Source organism: Salmonella sp. 2020_1395 (genome assembly GCF_043848115.1).
Classification (GTDB): domain Bacteria; phylum Pseudomonadota; class Gammaproteobacteria; order Enterobacterales; family Enterobacteriaceae; genus Salmonella; species Salmonella enterica.
Map to the genome: position 1 here is coordinate 17721 of NZ_JBCMFH010000019.1, position 17573 is coordinate 35293.

At 52.5% G+C, this 17573-nt stretch carries 15 protein-coding genes; 6 read left to right on the forward strand and 9 right to left on the reverse strand.

Annotated elements, in window-relative coordinates; genetic code table 11:
- The first annotated feature begins 21 nt into the window (after nucleotides 1-21).
- The 4 genes from ACH0WD_RS21600 (at nucleotide 22) to ftsP (ending at nucleotide 5737) form a co-directional block, all read left to right on the forward strand.
- Nucleotides 22-888: a GyrI-like domain-containing protein gene (locus ACH0WD_RS21600; protein WP_000998810.1), complete on the forward strand. Its 867-nt coding sequence runs from the start codon at nucleotides 22-24 to the stop codon at nucleotides 886-888.
- A gap of 110 nt (nucleotides 889-998) precedes the next feature.
- Entirely contained in the window at nucleotides 999-3257 is a 2259-nt protein-coding gene (gene parC, locus ACH0WD_RS21605) for a DNA topoisomerase IV subunit A (protein ID WP_001281852.1), read from the forward strand.
- A 256-nt stretch (nucleotides 3258-3513) separates the two neighbouring features.
- The gene (gene plsC, locus ACH0WD_RS21610) at nucleotides 3514-4251 is read left to right on the forward strand and encodes a 1-acylglycerol-3-phosphate O-acyltransferase (protein ID WP_000965730.1); all 738 of its coding nucleotides are present in this window, start codon (nucleotides 3514-3516) and stop codon (nucleotides 4249-4251) included.
- 73 nt (nucleotides 4252-4324) lie between these two features.
- Nucleotides 4325-5737: a cell division protein FtsP gene (gene ftsP / locus ACH0WD_RS21615; RefSeq protein WP_000010658.1), complete on the forward strand. Its 1413-nt coding sequence runs from the start codon at nucleotides 4325-4327 to the stop codon at nucleotides 5735-5737.
- A gap of 44 nt (nucleotides 5738-5781) precedes the next feature.
- On the opposite strand, the gene ACH0WD_RS21620 is transcribed toward ftsP, so the two are convergent.
- The 3 genes from ACH0WD_RS21620 to ACH0WD_RS21630 are packed head-to-tail and all read right to left on the reverse strand — an operon-like array spanning nucleotide 5782 to nucleotide 8607.
- On the reverse strand, nucleotides 5782-7089 hold the full coding sequence (locus tag ACH0WD_RS21620) for a TRAP transporter large permease (RefSeq protein WP_000345259.1): 1308 nt from the start codon (nucleotides 7087-7089) through the stop codon (nucleotides 5782-5784).
- Nucleotides 7090-7099: 10 nt separating this feature from the next.
- Complete coding sequence (locus ACH0WD_RS21625; protein WP_001221828.1) at nucleotides 7100-7582, reverse strand: TRAP transporter small permease; 483 nt, start codon at nucleotides 7580-7582, stop codon at nucleotides 7100-7102.
- 41 nt (nucleotides 7583-7623) lie between these two features.
- A complete protein-coding gene (locus tag ACH0WD_RS21630; protein ID WP_000799367.1) occupies nucleotides 7624-8607 on the reverse strand; it encodes a TRAP transporter substrate-binding protein in 984 nt (327 codons plus the stop codon).
- A 487-nt stretch (nucleotides 8608-9094) separates the two neighbouring features.
- Here ACH0WD_RS21630 and ACH0WD_RS21635 point away from each other — a divergent pair, with 487 nt between their 5' ends.
- Both ACH0WD_RS21635 and ACH0WD_RS21640 read left to right on the forward strand, forming a co-directional pair.
- Nucleotides 9095-11266: a YgiQ family radical SAM protein gene (locus tag ACH0WD_RS21635; RefSeq protein ID WP_001274458.1), complete on the forward strand. Its 2172-nt coding sequence runs from the start codon at nucleotides 9095-9097 to the stop codon at nucleotides 11264-11266.
- Nucleotides 11267-11468: 202 nt separating this feature from the next.
- Nucleotides 11469-11663: a hypothetical protein gene (locus ACH0WD_RS21640; protein ID WP_000525386.1), complete on the forward strand. Its 195-nt coding sequence runs from the start codon at nucleotides 11469-11471 to the stop codon at nucleotides 11661-11663.
- Between the two features lie 287 nt (nucleotides 11664-11950).
- Here the strand turns inward: ACH0WD_RS21640 and ACH0WD_RS21645 are convergent, their stop codons facing one another.
- The 6 genes from ACH0WD_RS21645 to ACH0WD_RS21670 all read right to left on the reverse strand — a co-directional run bounded on the left by ACH0WD_RS21645 (nucleotide 11951) and on the right by ACH0WD_RS21670 (nucleotide 17510).
- Nucleotides 11951-12079, reverse strand: coding sequence for a hypothetical protein (locus tag ACH0WD_RS21645; RefSeq protein ID WP_001747738.1), 129 nt, complete (start codon nucleotides 12077-12079; stop codon nucleotides 11951-11953).
- A 169-nt stretch (nucleotides 12080-12248) separates the two neighbouring features.
- Nucleotides 12249-13394, reverse strand: coding sequence for a hypothetical protein (locus ACH0WD_RS21650; protein ID WP_000847942.1), 1146 nt, complete (start codon nucleotides 13392-13394; stop codon nucleotides 12249-12251).
- On the reverse strand, nucleotides 13391-15097 hold the full coding sequence (locus ACH0WD_RS21655; RefSeq protein WP_000214882.1) for an amidohydrolase: 1707 nt from the start codon (nucleotides 15095-15097) through the stop codon (nucleotides 13391-13393). Before ACH0WD_RS21655 ends, ACH0WD_RS21650 begins: the two co-directional genes overlap by 4 nt.
- A 125-nt stretch (nucleotides 15098-15222) precedes the next feature.
- Complete coding sequence (gene yqhH, locus ACH0WD_RS21660; protein ID WP_229578409.1) at nucleotides 15223-15465, reverse strand: lipoprotein YqhH; 243 nt, start codon at nucleotides 15463-15465, stop codon at nucleotides 15223-15225.
- A 29-nt stretch (nucleotides 15466-15494) separates the two neighbouring features.
- Nucleotides 15495-16547, reverse strand: coding sequence for a DUF3828 domain-containing protein (locus ACH0WD_RS21665; protein ID WP_000680564.1), 1053 nt, complete (start codon nucleotides 16545-16547; stop codon nucleotides 15495-15497).
- 54 nt (nucleotides 16548-16601) lie between these two features.
- Nucleotides 16602-17510, reverse strand: a complete 909-nt coding sequence (locus ACH0WD_RS21670; RefSeq protein WP_000649289.1) for a hypothetical protein — start codon at nucleotides 17508-17510, stop codon at nucleotides 16602-16604.
- Nucleotides 17511-17573 lie beyond the last annotated feature (63 nt).

The window sequence follows — 17573 nt, forward strand, 5'->3', positions numbered from 1 at the left end:
ATAGGCCACAAGGAGGCAGTGATGAATGACCTGATCAGCGCGGCTTATTCCGAACGTCTGCGGCGCGTTTGCGACCACATTGAGCGTCATCTGGATGAGCCTCTGTCGCTTGAGGTGTTAAGCCGGATGGCGCACAGCTCGCCGTTTCATTTTCACCGGCAGTTTACCGTCTGGAGCGGGCTTCCGCTCTATCGCTATATCCAGTGGCTGCGTTTGCGCCGGGCGTCATGGCGGCTGGCGTTTAATCCGCAAGATAAAGTTATCGATATCGCGCTGGATGCCGGGTTTCAGAATCCGGAGTCGTTCACACGTGCTTTCAAAACCGCGTTTGGTCAAAGCCCGCGCCGGTTTCGGCAATCGCCGGACTGGCTGGCCTGGCACCAACGCGTTCCTAAACTTGCGTTACAGGAGCAGCATGTCATGGACGTAAAAATCGTTGAATTTCCACCTACCCGCGTCGCGATGCTGACGCATCTGGGGCATCCGGATAAGGTCAACGCCAGCGCGGCGAAATTTATTGCATGGCGGCGCGAAACGGGCCAGTCGCCGATTGCCAGCAGTCAAACTTTTGGTATTGCCTGGCACGACCCGCAGACGACGCCGCCGGATCAATTCCGCTTTGATATCTGCGGCAGCGTCCACCAGCCGATAGCCGAAAATGACGTTGGCGTGGTGAATAGCGAGATTCCTGGCGGGCGCTGCGCGGTGGTACGCCATCAGGGATCGCTCGACAGCCTCCCGGAGAGCGTGTGGTATTTATTCCGCGAATGGCTACCGGCCAGCGGCGAGACGCTGCGCGATTTTCCGGTCTTCTTCCAGTACCTGAATTTCGTCAATGAGGTGGCGGAACATGAGCTGCTGACGGATATCTATCTGCCGCTTCGTTAACTTCCTCGTCACCTGGCTCACGGTTTGTGACTCAGACCGTGAGATAGGGTATTATCTGCGGCAATATTGCCGTCCGAACGGTCAGCATGCAGATTGAGGATCCCCTGTTAATGAGCGATATGGCAGAGCGCCTTGCGCTACATGAATTTACGGAAAACGCCTACTTAAACTACTCCATGTACGTGATCATGGATCGTGCGTTGCCGTTTATTGGCGACGGCCTGAAGCCGGTACAGCGCCGCATCGTCTATGCGATGTCAGAGCTGGGGCTGAACGCCAGCGCTAAATTTAAAAAATCCGCCCGTACCGTCGGTGACGTACTGGGTAAGTATCATCCGCACGGCGACAGCGCCTGCTATGAAGCCATGGTGCTGATGGCGCAGCCGTTCTCTTACCGTTACCCGCTGGTCGATGGCCAGGGAAACTGGGGCGCGCCGGATGATCCGAAGTCATTCGCGGCAATGCGTTATACCGAATCTCGCCTGTCCAAATATGCCGAGCTGCTGTTAAGCGAACTCGGCCAGGGGACGGCGGACTGGGTGCCAAACTTCGACGGCACGATGCAGGAACCGAAAATGTTACCGGCGCGTCTGCCGAACATCCTGCTGAACGGCACCACCGGTATTGCGGTGGGGATGGCAACAGATATCCCGCCGCACAACCTGCGCGAAGTGGCGAAAGCGGCGATTACGCTGATTGAGCAGCCGAAAACGACGCTGGATCAGTTGCTGGATATCGTCCAGGGGCCGGATTACCCGACCGAAGCGGAGATCATTACCCCACGTGCGGAAATTCGTAAAATTTACGAAAACGGGCGGGGCTCCGTGCGTATGCGCGCGGTATGGACCAAAGAAGACGGCGCCGTGGTAATTTCCGCGCTGCCGCATCAGGTCTCTGGCGCGAAAGTGCTGGAACAGATTGCTGCGCAGATGCGTAATAAAAAACTGCCGATGGTGGACGATCTGCGCGATGAATCAGATCACGAAAACCCGACGCGTTTAGTGATTGTCCCGCGCTCCAACCGTGTGGATATGGAGCAGGTGATGAACCATCTGTTCGCCACCACCGATCTGGAAAAAAGCTACCGTATTAACCTGAACATGATCGGTCTGGATGGTCGTCCGGCGGTGAAAAACCTGCTGGAGATCCTCACCGAGTGGTTGGCGTTCCGTCGCGACACGGTACGCCGTCGTCTGAACTATCGTCTGGAGAAAGTGCTTAAGCGCCTGCATATTCTCGAAGGTTTGCTGGTGGCGTTTCTCAACATCGACGAAGTGATTGAGATTATCCGTAACGAGGATGAGCCAAAACCCGCGCTGATGTCGCGTTTCGGCATCAGCGAAACCCAGGCGGAAGCGATTCTCGAACTGAAACTGCGCCATCTCGCCAAACTGGAAGAGATGAAAATTCGCGGCGAGCAGGACGAGCTGGAAAAAGAGCGTGACCAGTTGCAGGGCATTCTCGCGTCCGAACGCAAAATGAATACCTTGCTGAAAAAAGAACTACAGGCGGACGCCGATGCCTATGGCGACGATCGCCGTTCTCCGCTGCGTGAGCGCGAAGAAGCTAAAGCGATGAGCGAACACGACATGCTGCCGTCCGAACCGGTGACTATCGTGCTGTCGCAGATGGGCTGGGTGCGCAGCGCCAAAGGTCATGATATTGATGCGCCGGGGCTTAACTATAAAGCGGGCGACAGCTTTAAAGCCGCGGTGAAAGGTAAGAGCAATCAACCGGTGGTGTTTATTGATACCACCGGGCGCAGCTATGCTATTGATCCCATTACGCTTCCGTCGGCGCGTGGGCAGGGCGAGCCGCTGACCGGCAAACTCACGCTGCCGCCGGGGGCGACCGTGGAGCATATGCTGATGGAAGGCGATGACCAGAAACTGCTGATGGCGTCGGATGCGGGCTACGGCTTCGTTTGTACGTTTAACGATCTGGTTGCCCGTAACCGTGCCGGTAAAGCGTTGATTACACTGCCGGAAAATGCGCACGTCATGCCGCCGCTGGTGATTGAAGACGAGCACGATATGCTGCTGGCGATTACCCAGGCCGGACGGATGTTGATGTTCCCGGTAGACTCTCTGCCGCAGCTGTCGAAAGGCAAAGGGAATAAGATCATTAATATCCCCTCTGCGGAAGCGGCGAAAGGCGATGATGGACTGGCGCACCTGTACGTGCTGCCGCCACAAAGCACTCTGACTATCCATGTCGGGAAGCGCAAAATCAAACTGCGCCCTGAAGAGTTACAGAAGGTGGTCGGCGAACGCGGACGCCGTGGCACATTAATGCGCGGCCTGCAGCGTATCGATCGCATTGAGATTGATTCACCGCATCGCGTAAGTCATGGCGACAGCGAAGAGTAAGAGAGGGGCACCCGTAGGCCGGACAAGGCATCTAAGCCGCCATCCGGCGCTCTGCCGTTGCCGGATGACGACGCAGTAGCGTCTTATCCGGCCTACGGTTTCAGATCGGATTAACATTAAAATTTCCCGTAAAACCGTTGTTTATTCGTGCATTGCGATTAACAATACGTTTTTCCAGAGAGCCACACTTACCAAAATCCTAACCTGAATTTCAGGTGACGTAGAATGCCGGGCTCTTAGGCCTTCAGAGGTTGTTATGCTATATATTTTTCGTCTTATTGTTACCGTTATTTACTCCATTCTGGTCTGTGTTTTCGGTTCTATTTACTGCCTTTTCAGCCCACGTAACCCAAAACACGTGGCGACGTTTGGACATATGTTCGGCCGTCTGGCCCCGCTGTTTGGCCTGAAAGTGGAGTGCCGCAAACCCGCCGACGCGGAAAACTATGGCAATGCTATCTATATTGCTAACCACCAGAATAATTATGATATGGTCACGGCGGCGAATATTGTGCAGCCGCCAACGGTGACGGTGGGGAAAAAAAGCCTGCTTTGGATCCCGTTTTTTGGGCAACTGTACTGGCTGACCGGTAATCTGTTGATTGACCGTAATAACCGCGCCAAAGCGCATAGCACCATTGCGGCAGTGGTTAACCATTTTAAAAAGCGCCGTATTTCTATCTGGATGTTCCCTGAAGGTACGCGTAGCCGGGGACGCGGTCTGCTGCCGTTTAAAACCGGCGCGTTTCATGCGGCTATCGCGGCTGGTGTGCCGATCATTCCTGTCTGCGTTTCCAACACCTCTAACAAAGTCAATCTAAACCGCCTGAACAACGGACTGGTTATTGTGGAAATGCTGCCGCCAGTCGACGTCAGCGAATATGGTAAAGATCAGGTTCGCGAGCTGGCGGCCCACTGCCGTGCGTTAATGGAGCAAAAAATCGCGGAACTTGATAAAGAGGTTGCGGAACGTGAAGCGACCGGTAAGGTTTAAGCAGCCTTACTCTGTTATTGTAGAAATCATTTTTTCAGGCACAACTCTTTAGCCTGTTTTACATGGAGCTTATATGTCATTCAGTCGGCGTCAGTTTCTTCAGGCATCGGGAATCGCACTATGTGCAGGCGCGATTCCCCTCAGGGCGAATGCTGCCGGTCAGCAACAGCCGTTGCCTGTTCCGCCGTTGCTGGAGTCCCGTCGCGGGCAGCCGTTGTTTATGACGCTACAGCGAGCGCACTGGTCCTTTACGCAAGGCACGCGCGCGCCGGTCTGGGGAGTGAACGGTCGTTATCTGGGGCCGACAATCCGCGTCTGGAAAGGCGATGACGTTAAACTCATCTATAGCAACCGCCTGGCAGAAAATGTCTCCATGACGGTTGCTGGTTTACTGGTGCCGGGGCCGCTGATGGGTGGCCCGGCGCGTATGATGTCGCCGAACGCGGACTGGGCGCCGGTGTTGCCGATTCGTCAGAGCGCCGCCACGCTGTGGTATCACGCTAACACGCCTAACCGCACTGCGCAGCAGGTGTATAACGGCCTGGCCGGAATGTGGCTGGTCGAAGACGACATCAGTAAAACGCTGCCCATTCCGAACCATTACGGCGTGGATGATTTTCCCGTCATTATCCAGGATAAACGGCTGGATAACTTTGGGACGCCGGAGTATAGCGAACCGGGAAGCGGTGGTTTTGTCGGCGATACTCTGCTGGTGAACGGCGCGCAAAGCCCCTATGTCGAAGTGTCCCGCGGCTGGGTGCGGTTACGGTTGTTGAACGCCTCGAACTCGCGGCGCTATCAGCTTCAGATGAGCGATGGCCGGGCGCTGCATGTGATTTCAGGCGATCAGGGCTTTTTACCTGCGCCGGTTTCCGTCAAACAGTTGTCACTGGCGCCCGGCGAGCGACGTGAAATCCTGGTTGATATGACCAACGGCGACGAAGTCTCGATCACCTGCGGGGAAGCGGCCAGCATAGTCGATCGGATTCGCGGTTTCTTTGAGCCTTCCAGTATTCTGGTTTCGACCCTGGTGCTGACGTTACGGCCAACCGGATTGCTGCCGCTGGTGACCGATAATCTGCCGATGCGTCTGTTGCCGACGGAGATCATGAGCGGCGCGCCTGTCCGCAGTCGGGACATCAGTCTTGGCGACGATCCGGGGATTAACGGCCAACTGTGGGATGTGAATCGCATTGATATTACCGCCCAACAAGGCACCTGGGAGCGCTGGACGGTACGCGCCGATATGCCGCAGTCGTTCCATATTGAGGGCGTCTCTTTCCTGATTCGTAACGTCAACGGCGCTATGCCGTTCCCGGAAGATAGAGGCTGGAAAGATACCGTCTGGGTGGATGGGCAAGTCGAATTGCTGGTCTATTACGGTCAGCCGTCCTGGCCGCACTTCCCGTTCTATTTCAACAGCCAGACGCTGGAAATGGCTGACCGCGGCTCGATTGGGCAAATGCTGGTGAATCCAGCGTCGTAAAGCGTCCGAGTACGGGTCTGAATAGCGCAGACCCGTCAGGGTTTTCAGGAAGGAGCAAACAGCGTGGGAAGCAGCAGACTCAACTGCGGGAAGTAGCAAATCATCGCCATGACCACAAAGAGTGCCAGAAACATCGGTAATAGCGGTTTGACGACTTTATCAATACTGATTTTGCCGATACTGCAACCGACGAACAAAATAGTGCCTACCGGGGGCGTACACAGTCCGATGGTTAAATTGAAAACCATAATAATGCCAAAATGGACAGGGTCGATTCCCAGATGTTGAGCAATGGGAAGGAAAATAGGCGTAAAGATTAGAATAGCCGGGGTAATATCCATAAATGTCCCGACGAATAACAAAATGAGATTGATAATCAGCAAGATGACCCATTTATTTTCGGACACGCTGGTAATCATTTCATTAATCAGTTCAGGAACATCGGCATTGGTCATCGCCCATGACATTCCCATTGAGCAGCCGACCAGTAAGAGAACAATAGAGCTGGTTACTACCGAATCCAGCAGAATATCGCGCAACTTACTCACATTAATTTCTCGATAAATGGCCGCCAGCGCCAGGCTATAGATTACCGCGATCGCAGAGGCCTCTGTTGGCGTAAATACGCCGCCGATAATGCCGCCGATAATAATAAATATCAGCAACAGGCTGGGCAATGAATCGCGGAATACCGACAGAAACTGCCGCAGGTTGATACGTTCGGCAACCGGGTAATGGTGGCGATGGGCATACAGCGCCGCTACCGTCATTAAAGCCAGCGCGGTTAAGATGCCGGGCAGGTAGCCTGCCAAAAACAGGGCGGCGACAGAGGTGCCGCCGCTAGCCAGCGAATAGACAATTAGCACGTTGCTGGGCGGGATCATCAGGCCAATCGGCGCCGAAGCGACGTTGATCGCCGTAGAGAACGCCGGAGAGTAGCCCTCTTTTTCCTGTAATGGCGACATGATGCCGCCCACCGCGGCCGCAGAAGCGACAGCCGAGCCGGATATCGCGCCAAACAGGGTGTTCGCCAGAATATTGCAGTGCGCCAGCGAACCGGGAAGGCGGCCAACTAACGCCTGAGCCAGATTCACCAGGCGCCGGGCGATTCCCCCGGTATTCATGATATTGCCGGCTAACACAAAAAAGGGGATCGCCAGCAGCGTAAAGCCATCGAGACCGACGGTCATTTTTTGCGAAATAACCGAGATTGCCGCATCCGGGGGAAGGGCTATCAGGATTGAGAATAAGGACGACAGCCCGATAGCGAATGTAATAGGAACGCCGACCGCCAGCATAATGGCAAAACTGCCAAATAAAACAATTATTGGGTAAATATATTCAAAGTCCATATATCCCTCGTTAGCGAAGATGGCGCTGATGATAATTATCAATAACGTTCACAATGGTGTAGTACACCAGGATGACGCCGCTAATCGGCATGACCCAATAGACTTTATCCATAGGCCATTTTAATACCGGGGACATTTGGCTGACGTGCGCCGCTTTTTCAACAATAATATCACCGCCGTACACCATAAAAATCAGTGCGAACACGGTAATAATCACCTGAATGATACTGTCGAGCACGAGGGCGGGCGTTCGGGAGAGTTTTTGCGCTAACAAATCGATAGCTAAATGTTTTTTTAATCCGGCGGTATAGACGCCGCCTAACAGAATCATCCACATAAAAAGAATCTGGGTGAATTCGTCGAGCGTGCTGCTTGGCGCGTTGAATATAAAGCGCGCCGCCACCTGCCAGGATACGCAGGCAACCATGACCGCCAGAATAATACAGCAGCACCCGGCCAGTATTTTGTTCAGTGCATTGGTGAGTATTCGCATATTACATCCTGTAAAGGGCAGGAGAACCCTGCCCGGCAGATTTACATATTCTCGATGTATTCCAGATCCTTCGCTGACTGAGCATCTTTCGCGCGGAACTCATCAAACAAGGGCTTAACACGCTGTTTGAACGCGGATTTATCAATATCAACAACGGTCGCGTTCATGGCCTTCATGCTCTCATAAGCCTCTTTTTCCGCGGCGGGCCAGATGACGTCTTTCATTTGCTGCATGGATTCATCTGCGGCTTTATATAACGCTTTCCGCTCTTTATCGCTCAATTTGTTAAGTACTTTGGTACTGATGACCAGGACATCCGGCACCATCGTGTGCTCGTCGCGGGAATAGAATTTCGCCACCTCCGCATGACGCATATCGGCATAAACCACGGGGTTGTTTTCGCCGCCATCGACCACGCCTTGCTGGAGCGCGGTATAGAGTTCGCCTTGCGCCATCGGCGTCGGCACGCCGCCGAGCGCTTTCACCATCGCGATAGCGCTGGGGCTTTGCTGCACTCTGATTTTCATACCGGCTAAATCGTCGGGTTGAGTGATGGGCTTACCAGCGTAAAAACTGCGGGCGCCGCCGTCGTACCAGGTTAAGCCGACGAAGCCTTTGCTTTCGGAGGACGCGAGAATGCGTTTCCCTAAGTCGCTTTTCAGTACGTTGTAGTAGTGATCGCGGTCGCGGAATAAAAACGGCAGGCTAAACACGCTATATTCCGGCGCAAAAGACTCCAGCGATGCCGCATTGACTTTCACCATTTGCAGAGCGCCGGAGTTCATCAATTCCAGCGATTCACGTTCGTTGCCCAGCGTGGCGTTGGGGTAAATACGAATATTTAATTCGCCGTCCGAATAGGCTTTCGCTTTATCGGCCAGATAGCTCATCGCTTTGTGAACGGCGTGGCTTTTATCCTGATTGTGGCTCAGTTTCAGCGTCGTTTTGGCGAGCGCTGGAAATGCCAACAGCAAACAGCCGGCCAGTAATACCGCTGATGTTGTGAATGAACGTGTGTTTTTCATATCTGCTTCCTTATAGGTTGGGATTCCTGTGGTTATCGTTGATTAATTAATAACCTGCTGATACGTAAGGTGTTGCGTAGGGGAAAGGCGTGGTGATGGTGTTCTTTATCCCCTGAATTCTGTCAGCCAATTTAATTTAATCAATAGACCAAAGAAAGAGATCTGGTTCACAGAAGAAAGTCATGGTAAAAACAGCGTCGTGGGCAATTCAGCGAAGTTTTTTTATATATTGCTGATAATGTGATGTTTTTTTACTTTTTGTTGTTATGACGATACTGCGTTTTTAGACGTGGGTATAATTAATTGCATACCAATTTGGAGATATTCATAAGACCAATTTCAAACGCCTCAGGCCAGACCGTTGAAAGTTGTTTCTATTTCGCGCCAGCCCTGCATATAAGGCGATAATCTCCTTCATTTTCGCTATAGATACGGCTTATAATCCCCGACCTTTGATTATTTTTTTGCCAATCGTTTTGGAAGCAATATGAGCGCTATCTCCCTGATCCAACCGGATCGCGACCTTTTCTCCTGGCCGCAGTACTGGGCCGCCTGCTTTGGGCCGGCGCCGTTTTTGCCGATGTCACGTGACGAGATGGATCAACTTGGCTGGGATAGCTGCGACATTATTCTGGTAACCGGCGACGCCTACGTCGACCATCCGAGCTTCGGCATGGCGATTTGCGGTCGTATGCTGGAAGCGCAGGGCTTCCGCGTGGGGATCATCGCCCAGCCGGACTGGAACAGCAAAGACGACTTTATGCGTCTGGGAAAACCGAACCTGTTCTTCGGCGTCACCGCCGGCAACATGGACTCGATGATCAACCGTTACACCGCTGACCGTAAGCTGCGCCACGATGACGCCTACACCCCGGATAACGTCGCGGGCAAACGCCCGGACCGCGCCACGCTGGTCTATACCCAGCGTTGCAAAGAAGCGTGGAAAGATGTCCCGGTGATCCTTGGCGGCATTGAGGCCAGTCTGCGCCGTACCGCGCATTACGACTACTGGTCTGATACTGTGCGTCGTTCGGTGTTAGTCGATTCCAAAGCCGACATGCTGATGTTTGGCAACGGCGAGCGTCCACTGGTGGAAGTGGCGCATCGTCTGGCAATGGGCGAAACCATCGATCAGATTCGTGATGTGCGTAACACTGCGATTATGGTTAAAGAAGCGCTGCCTGGCTGGAGCGGCGTCGACTCCACTCGTCTGGACACGCCGGGTAAAATCGATCCAATTCCCCATCCCTATGGCGAGGATCTGCCGTGCGCGGATAACAAGCCGGTCGCGCCGAAAAAGCAGGAAGCTAAAGCGATTACCGTGCAGCCGCCGCGTCCGAAGCCGTGGGAAAAAACCTATATCCTGCTGCCATCCTTTGAAAAGGTGAAAGGCGACAAGGTGCTGTACGCCCATGCGTCGCGTATTCTGCATCACGAAACTAACCCTGGCTGCGCGCGGGCGCTGATGCAAAAACACGGCGACCGCTATGTCTGGATCAACCCGCCCGCCATACCGCTCTCCACTGAAGAGATGGATAGCGTGTTTGCGCTGCCGTATCAGCGTGTGCCGCACCCGGCTTACGGCAATGCCCGTATTCCGGCCTATGAGATGATCCGCTTTTCGATCAATATCATGCGCGGCTGCTTTGGCGGCTGCTCTTTCTGCTCGATCACTGAACATGAAGGGCGCATCATTCAGAGCCGTTCAGAAGACTCTATCATCAACGAGATCGAAGCGATCCGCGACACGGTGCCGGGGTTTACCGGCGTGATCTCCGATCTGGGCGGTCCTACCGCGAACATGTATATGCTGCGCTGTAAGTCGCCGCGTGCGGAGCAGACCTGTCGTCGCCTGTCATGCGTCTATCCGGATATCTGTCCGCATATGGATACTGACCATACGCCGACGATCAATCTTTATCGCCGCGCCCGTGAGCTGAAAGGCATTAAGAAAATCTTAATTGCCTCCGGCGTGCGCTACGACATCGCTGTAGAAGATCCTCGCTACATTAAAGAGCTGGCAAGCCATCATGTGGGCGGCTATCTGAAGATTGCGCCGGAGCATACTGAAGAAGGTCCGCTGTCGAAAATGATGAAGCCGGGTATGGGCAGCTACGATCGCTTTAAAGAGTTATTTGACCTTTACTCTAAACAGGCCGGAAAAGAGCAGTATCTGATCCCATATTTTATCTCCGCGCATCCGGGCACGCGGGACGAGGATATGGTGAATCTGGCGCTGTGGCTCAAGCGCCACCGCTTCCGTTTGGATCAGGTGCAGAACTTCTACCCGTCGCCGTTGGCGAATTCGACCACCATGTATTACACCGGCAAAAACCCGCTGGGTAAAATTGGTTATAAGAGTGAAGATGTGGTGGTGCCGAAGGGAGACAGGCAACGTCGCCTGCATAAGGCGCTGCTGCGTTATCACGATCCGGCGAACTGGCCGCTGATTCGCCAGGCGCTGGAAGCGATGGGGAAAAAGCATTTGATTGGCGGTCGCCGTGAGTGTCTGGTGCCTGCGCCGACCATTGAAGAGATGCGCGAAGCGCGTCGCCAGAACCGCAACACGCGCCCGGCGTTGACCAAGCATACGCCGGTGGAACATCAGCGGCAGGGGCTTGCTGCGAATAAGAAGCGCGGGAAAGGCGCAGGGCGTTAATTACCTTTGAATCTGTTGCTTCTGGAAGCTAATGTTTTTGGAAGTAACAGACATCTAAATATATTGTATCGGTCTTTAGTAATTGCTAAATTACGGGGAGATTTATATTTTATTTCAATATTATTGATTGTATAAATTAATTATATATTACCTTAATGATTAAGGCATGATGCTTGCACACAGCCCCAGAGGAGGGGATATCATGGGTATGATTATTATACCTTGTCTTTTTGTCGTTGCTCTAATGGCTATTTTGATAATCATACTGGCCGTTAAAGCATGTAATTCTGAAAAAAGTGAAAACAGACTATCGTTTTGTGCAGGAATCATTTTAGCTGGCATCATTGCTGCGGTTCCTGGATGGTGGCTATATGAGCTTTTTAGCTACGGGCCGTAATATTCAGGTAACCCGACGTTAAGAACCTATCCTGTCAGGTGTTATTGTCGCAGGCAGTGTGAACACAGACAGCGCTTCGATCCCGTTGACTATAGGTTGGATGAGGCGTAGCCGAAATCCGACATTAACGGGCAGACGTCGCCCACTTCGTGAGGCGTCATTAGCCGGTTTACACGGCAGATTGGGCAAAGTGAACGATACATATTTTTATTCCTTTTCTATGCGGATGGTTATCGTGCGCATTTGCGCCAGCAGGCTGCCGCTTTGTTCGCGAATCACATCAGCAATCATCCGTGCCCCTCAATACCCTGTAGCACAATCTCCTGCCTGAACAACGTAGCTGTCTTGTTTTCGCCAGGCGTGAGTTGAATCTGCACGCGCGCGGTTGCATCGACGTGGCTGGCGTCTTTTGGCATGATATCGACATCCTCCAGCGCCAGATTTTCGAAATCCTGACAGTTGCAGAGCAGCCGACTGCTTAACCAGGGCGTGATGTGGCTTTTAGTGACATTTGCATTACTGCGTAAATCGACGATAAACCCGGTAAAGAGAAAATCTTATTGCTATTTAAAATCAGGGTGTTGTTCATTCCTTTGCTCCCTGGTTTTTAATCTGGATTACGTTTTCTGGGAGCGTGATTGTCTCGTAGTGAGATATGTCGGTTATCTCGCCTGCGCTGAGCCCCATATGACCATGCCCGTCTTTGTTAAAAGTGCCTTCAATCAGCACCTCGTATCCTCCGTCCTTCTGGAGGTCGAGAGGAATATTAGTGACGAAATTTCCCAACCAAAATCCATTTTCTCTCTGCGTTGCGTCTTTATTGGCATAAATCGCCGCATGTTCAAAACCGAGAATAACGTATCCGCGTAAACGTATTTTTTTCTGATGATAATGATCCGGATGCTGAAGAAGATCGGTGAATGAAATATCTGTAACCGCACTCGCCCTTGTGGGCTGCACTTTCTCATAACGGGTAATATTTGTTATTCCACCAGGATAATGACTTAAATGTCCGGATACACGCATATCAAAGATGCCTTCAACCACCATCGACGCCTCTGTGTGGTTACGGCTTACGGTATAGGGCACGAGAAAATTTTCCAGCCATAATCCATCTTGCTGTGGATCGCCATAAATAGCGTGGCGCTCAAAGCCAATGAGGACCAGACCACGAATGCGAACTTTTCTGCTATGGTATTCGTCTGGATGAGCAAGTAATTCTGCAATAGTAACATCTGCAATTTTTTGATTATTGATTGCCAGTTGCGGGGCGATTAATAATTTTAATTGTGTGTCATTGTGAAGCTGTCGCCCCAGTGACGGCAGCGGATCATCGATATTATCAACATCGGCAATTAGCCAGCGATCGTGCGGTTTATGCAACTGAAGCGTTAGCCAGCGCGAGTGATTTTTTTCTTTCAGGGTAATGTCCGCCTCAGCGAATTTATCACTGGCAAAGGAGTTTGCCTGACGTATTTCAACGGAGATATCGTTTGGGTTATGGCAAAAACACAGCGCATTAGCCGGCGTGTCAAAAAGTGGTTTGCTGGCGACGGATGCGGTACGGTGGTTCTCTAACATCTCACCGCGCAGCCAGATGTCATAATTCATCCGATCCTGTGGGGAGCCGTAAATACGCATAATCGCCTGCGCAAGCGTTTCACTACACTGCGCGCCCTGGCTAAAAGCGCAAAGTATTAACAAGAAAAAACACCGCCGCCCGGTTTTCATCCGCCTTTCCTTATCTGCAATACCTGTTCCTGGCATTGCCAGACGATGTTGCCGTCAACCATCGTCAGCAGTACCTGGCTATTGCCGATATCCTCATGCGGCACCGAGAAAATGTCCCTGTCCAGTACCTGAAAATCGGCTACTTTTCCCACTTCGATAGAGCCGCGAACCTGTTCCTGAAACTCCTGATACGCCGCATTGATAGTGTACATTCGCACGCCGTCCGCCACGCTTATCGCCAGCTCTGGGCGGATAATCTTGCCGCTGGACGCCGATTTGCGCGTGACCGCCGCCTGCACCATTTGCCGCCAGTTGACGAGATCCATAATACCGTCGGAGCCGCCCGCCACCGTGACGCCAAGGTCGATGATATCTTTCAGCCCCTTCCCGATTTCGCCTTTGATTCCGCAGACCTGCGCCCGGCGCTCGTAGTCGTATGCCGATCCGCTGGGGGAGGGTTGTTCGGACAAGATAATGCCGTATTTCGCCGCCTTGACGAAATCTTCGCGATCCCCCATTGAACCATGCAGCACATAGTGGCGGCGCTGCGGGCCAGGGCAGGTTTGAATGGCGTTAATGAAGCCGTCGATGGTGACCTTTACCGCTTTATCGCCGACCGCGTGAACGGCTAACTGGTAGCCGCGCTGATGCGCCAGCAGGGCCATTTTATGAAATTCCTGAATTTGTTCTTCTTCGCTGGCCGTTGGGCCGCAAAATACCGAACGACCAGCCCAACCCGGCCTGTCGGCGTAATCCTGATTCATCCACGCCGTGTGCGACATCGGCACGCCGTCGCAGAATATCTTCACGCTGTGGCAGTCCAGCCAGTTTTTATCGGGGAATTCCGGTAGCCCGCTGGCGTCCAGCGTGTGTTTTAAAATCTCATAAGACTGAACGCCTTTATCGGCGGCATAAAAGGCGAGAGAGACGCGCGCCGTGAGCTTTTTTTCTTCCAGTAGCTGGCGGTAAGCGGCAATGCCGGATACGCCAGCGGCGCCCGTCTCGCCCGGCCCCATAGCGCCTTCCGTATAGCTGGCATAGCCTTCACGGTTCATAAAGCGCTGGGCCGCGATAATGTTTTCTTTTAGTTCTTCCACCGTCGGGCGCGGCATGGCTTGTGTAATCAATTGCAGCGCCGGGATATCCAGGAAGTTGCCGTCCGGTTCGCCGTCTGGCGTTTTACCAATGTACCCGCCGATGGGATCTTGCGTCTCGCGGGTGATGCCGACGATCTCCAGCGCGTTGCTGTTGACGAGGCAGGAGTGACCATCCCAGAGGGCCAGAAAGGCAGGGTGGTTGGGCGTCGCGCTGTCGATGTCATGACGCGTCAGCGGGCGGCGGCTGTCGATGATGGCGGGGTTGAAGCCGCAGGCGTGGATCCACTGGCCGGGAGGCGTTGTTGCCGCTCGCTCGCGCAGCAGCGCTAAAAGCGCCTCCAGCGTGCGTGCCGTGCTGCAATTAACGCATTTCCAGCTCGCCGCCAACCAGCTAATGTGCACATGGGCATCGTGGGCGGCGGGCAGAATCAGCTTGCCTTGCAGATCAATAATCTGCGTGTCGGGGCCGATATGTGTTTTTATCTCTTCATCTTCGCCGACGTTGATGATCCAGCCGTTTTTCACCGCGATGGCGCGGGTGAAACGAAAATGACGATCGACTGTCGCCACTTTGCCGTTAATCAATACGGTATCTGCAACGGTCATCGTTTTCTCCTGTGTTTGTTGGCGGGAAATCTCCGTACCAGCGTAATAAACGGCGCTTCGTTTATCTGGATGGATCTGAACCCGGCGATATCCTGTTATTGTGCGATAGCCAGCAACGCAACAGCTTAATAATCTGAATACAGGCGCAGGCAATCGAAGAAATCCTTCGCATCAAGACGCGTGTTCGCACGACTGGCCTCGGCTTTGGCCGCATAAACCTCCGGGCGCAGGGCGTTGATATCCCGCTGGAGTCTGTCTATTTTGGCATTCAGAGTCTGAATATCAGAGGACAAATGATTAACTCTTTCTTCATTCACGCAACCGCTTAACAGACTGGTCGCCAGAATAATGGTTCCCACAGTAAAAATTTTTTCATTTATTGTTCCTTAATTTTCTCTTATTTGGGTGAAATAGTAGATAAGCGTCGGCGGGTGGTCTGTTGCATTGCTTTTAGCAGGCTTCCGCCATCCGGGCGGATAAAGTCTTCAATCTCCCATTGGCCCTGCGTGCGGTGAAGCAATAAATCCTGCACTTTCGTTGACGAATCGGTCAGCGTAAAACGGACATGGATACGTGCGCGATCGTTATTTTCTGCAATCACCTGAATGCTATTCAACCTGGCAAATTGCGATTCTTTGCCAAAAAATATCGGATTATCATAGAAATATAACTTATCGGTTTCCATTTCCGTATCCTGATCGTTATCAGGTTCGATGGTTATAGGGGCGTCGGCAAGAAAGGCGTTACGATACGCAGATGATGTCGTCCAGCGCCACGGCCAGGCAAAATGGCTAAGGCGGCCAAATGCAGGAATATCATTATTTTTATATGCTGTCTGAGAATAATCATTCACCGCCTGGCGATACTGTGCGGAAACAACCCATGTCCACGGCCAGCTATAATCATCCAGACGGTTGAAAAGTTCACGGACAAAATGTTGCGGGCGCTCTCTTTGCAGCGATCGCAGCGACGCAAGGGTTTTCTGATTTTCGCTATTAATTGCCTGCCAGAGACTGCCTTGCGGGCTGATAATATCGTCAATAAGCCAGCGGTCGCCTTCGGCGATCAGTTTCAGCGTTTGTGTGATGGCTTCCGGAGAGTCTTTGAAAGGGCGAAACTGTACGGTGGCGTCAGCATGAGAGACATCCGTCTGGTGAATGGTTATATTTTCCAACACCAGGTGGTCATATTCCTGGCAGTCACAAAGCGGATCGGAGTCCAGCCAGCCAATATCGCCCGGTAAGGTCAACCGATCGTTCAGGAGAATGACGTTTTTCATCCGCGTGGAAATAAGCGATTTTTCCGTTGTATCACCAAAATAGAGGGAATCAGATTCTATTTCATAGCTATGGTAAATCTGCCTGACCGTCTGCTCTGGCGATAACGGCGGCGTTCGCGCCAGCGCGGGAATCGTCAAAAAAAAACTGAGCAAGAGGAGGATATGTTTCATTGGGCGTTTCCTTATTCCCGGTTTAATCCATCCGATCTGAGTCTGTAAGCAGTATTATTTTTTACTCTTTTGTTTAGCCATTTCGGCCTCGAGTTCTTTAATATCCTGCTGCCTTTTACGTTCATTTTCCGCCCGCGGTGCTACGCGCTCGTAGCGTGTGATATCGGTAATGCCGCCGGGCCACGCGCCGAAATGGCCGTTCATGTCCATATCGAACGTTCCCGCGATCATCACATAATCGCCGTTAAGCTGACGCGCTTTGGCGAGGGTAATGACCGGGTTAGGAAAGCCGATATCCAGCCACAGGCTGTTGCCGTCAACGTTATTCAACCAAGCGTCTTTATCAAGGAATAGCGCGTTACCTTCAAATTCGATATTTCCGACGCCGATGACCACTATTTTTTGCAGATGGTATTTTTCTGGATTGGCCAGCAAGGCCGCCATAGATATCGGCCAGGAGAATGAATCTCTCCCCGGTTCAGCTCTTGTCGCCGTACTTTTTATCCTCGTATCTTCACGGATTTCACTGCGCAGACTTTTGGGGAGTTCGCTTCCGTCGTCGGTATCTTCCACTAACCAGAGTTCGCTGTCGCGATCGCGAACCAGCGTTAGCCCTAACAAGCGATGAGCGCCGACGTTCTCTTTATTAAGCGTCAGTTGTACCAGAGCATGAATACGTCCGGCATTCAGCGGCGTGGTATCAATCAATTCGGCGGAGACAAACATCTCGTCCTGACAGCGGCAAAGAAGATTATTGCTCAGCCAGGGCGTTATACCTCCCGTTGTCACATTGGCATTCGTCCGTAAATCGACGATAAATCCACCTGACAATATTTTGTCGCTATTTTCCACCAGCGGCTGATACAGTCGGGTAATCGCCTGCTCCGGGGATTCTCCGGCAAACACCGCAGTACTAAATAGCAGAAGAAGCAGAGGCAACGACCCTGTTGACCACGCTTTCATGATGACATCCTTGATGAAGAGGCGGAGTTGTAAATATTAACAAGTGCGGGCTAACGGGGGGAG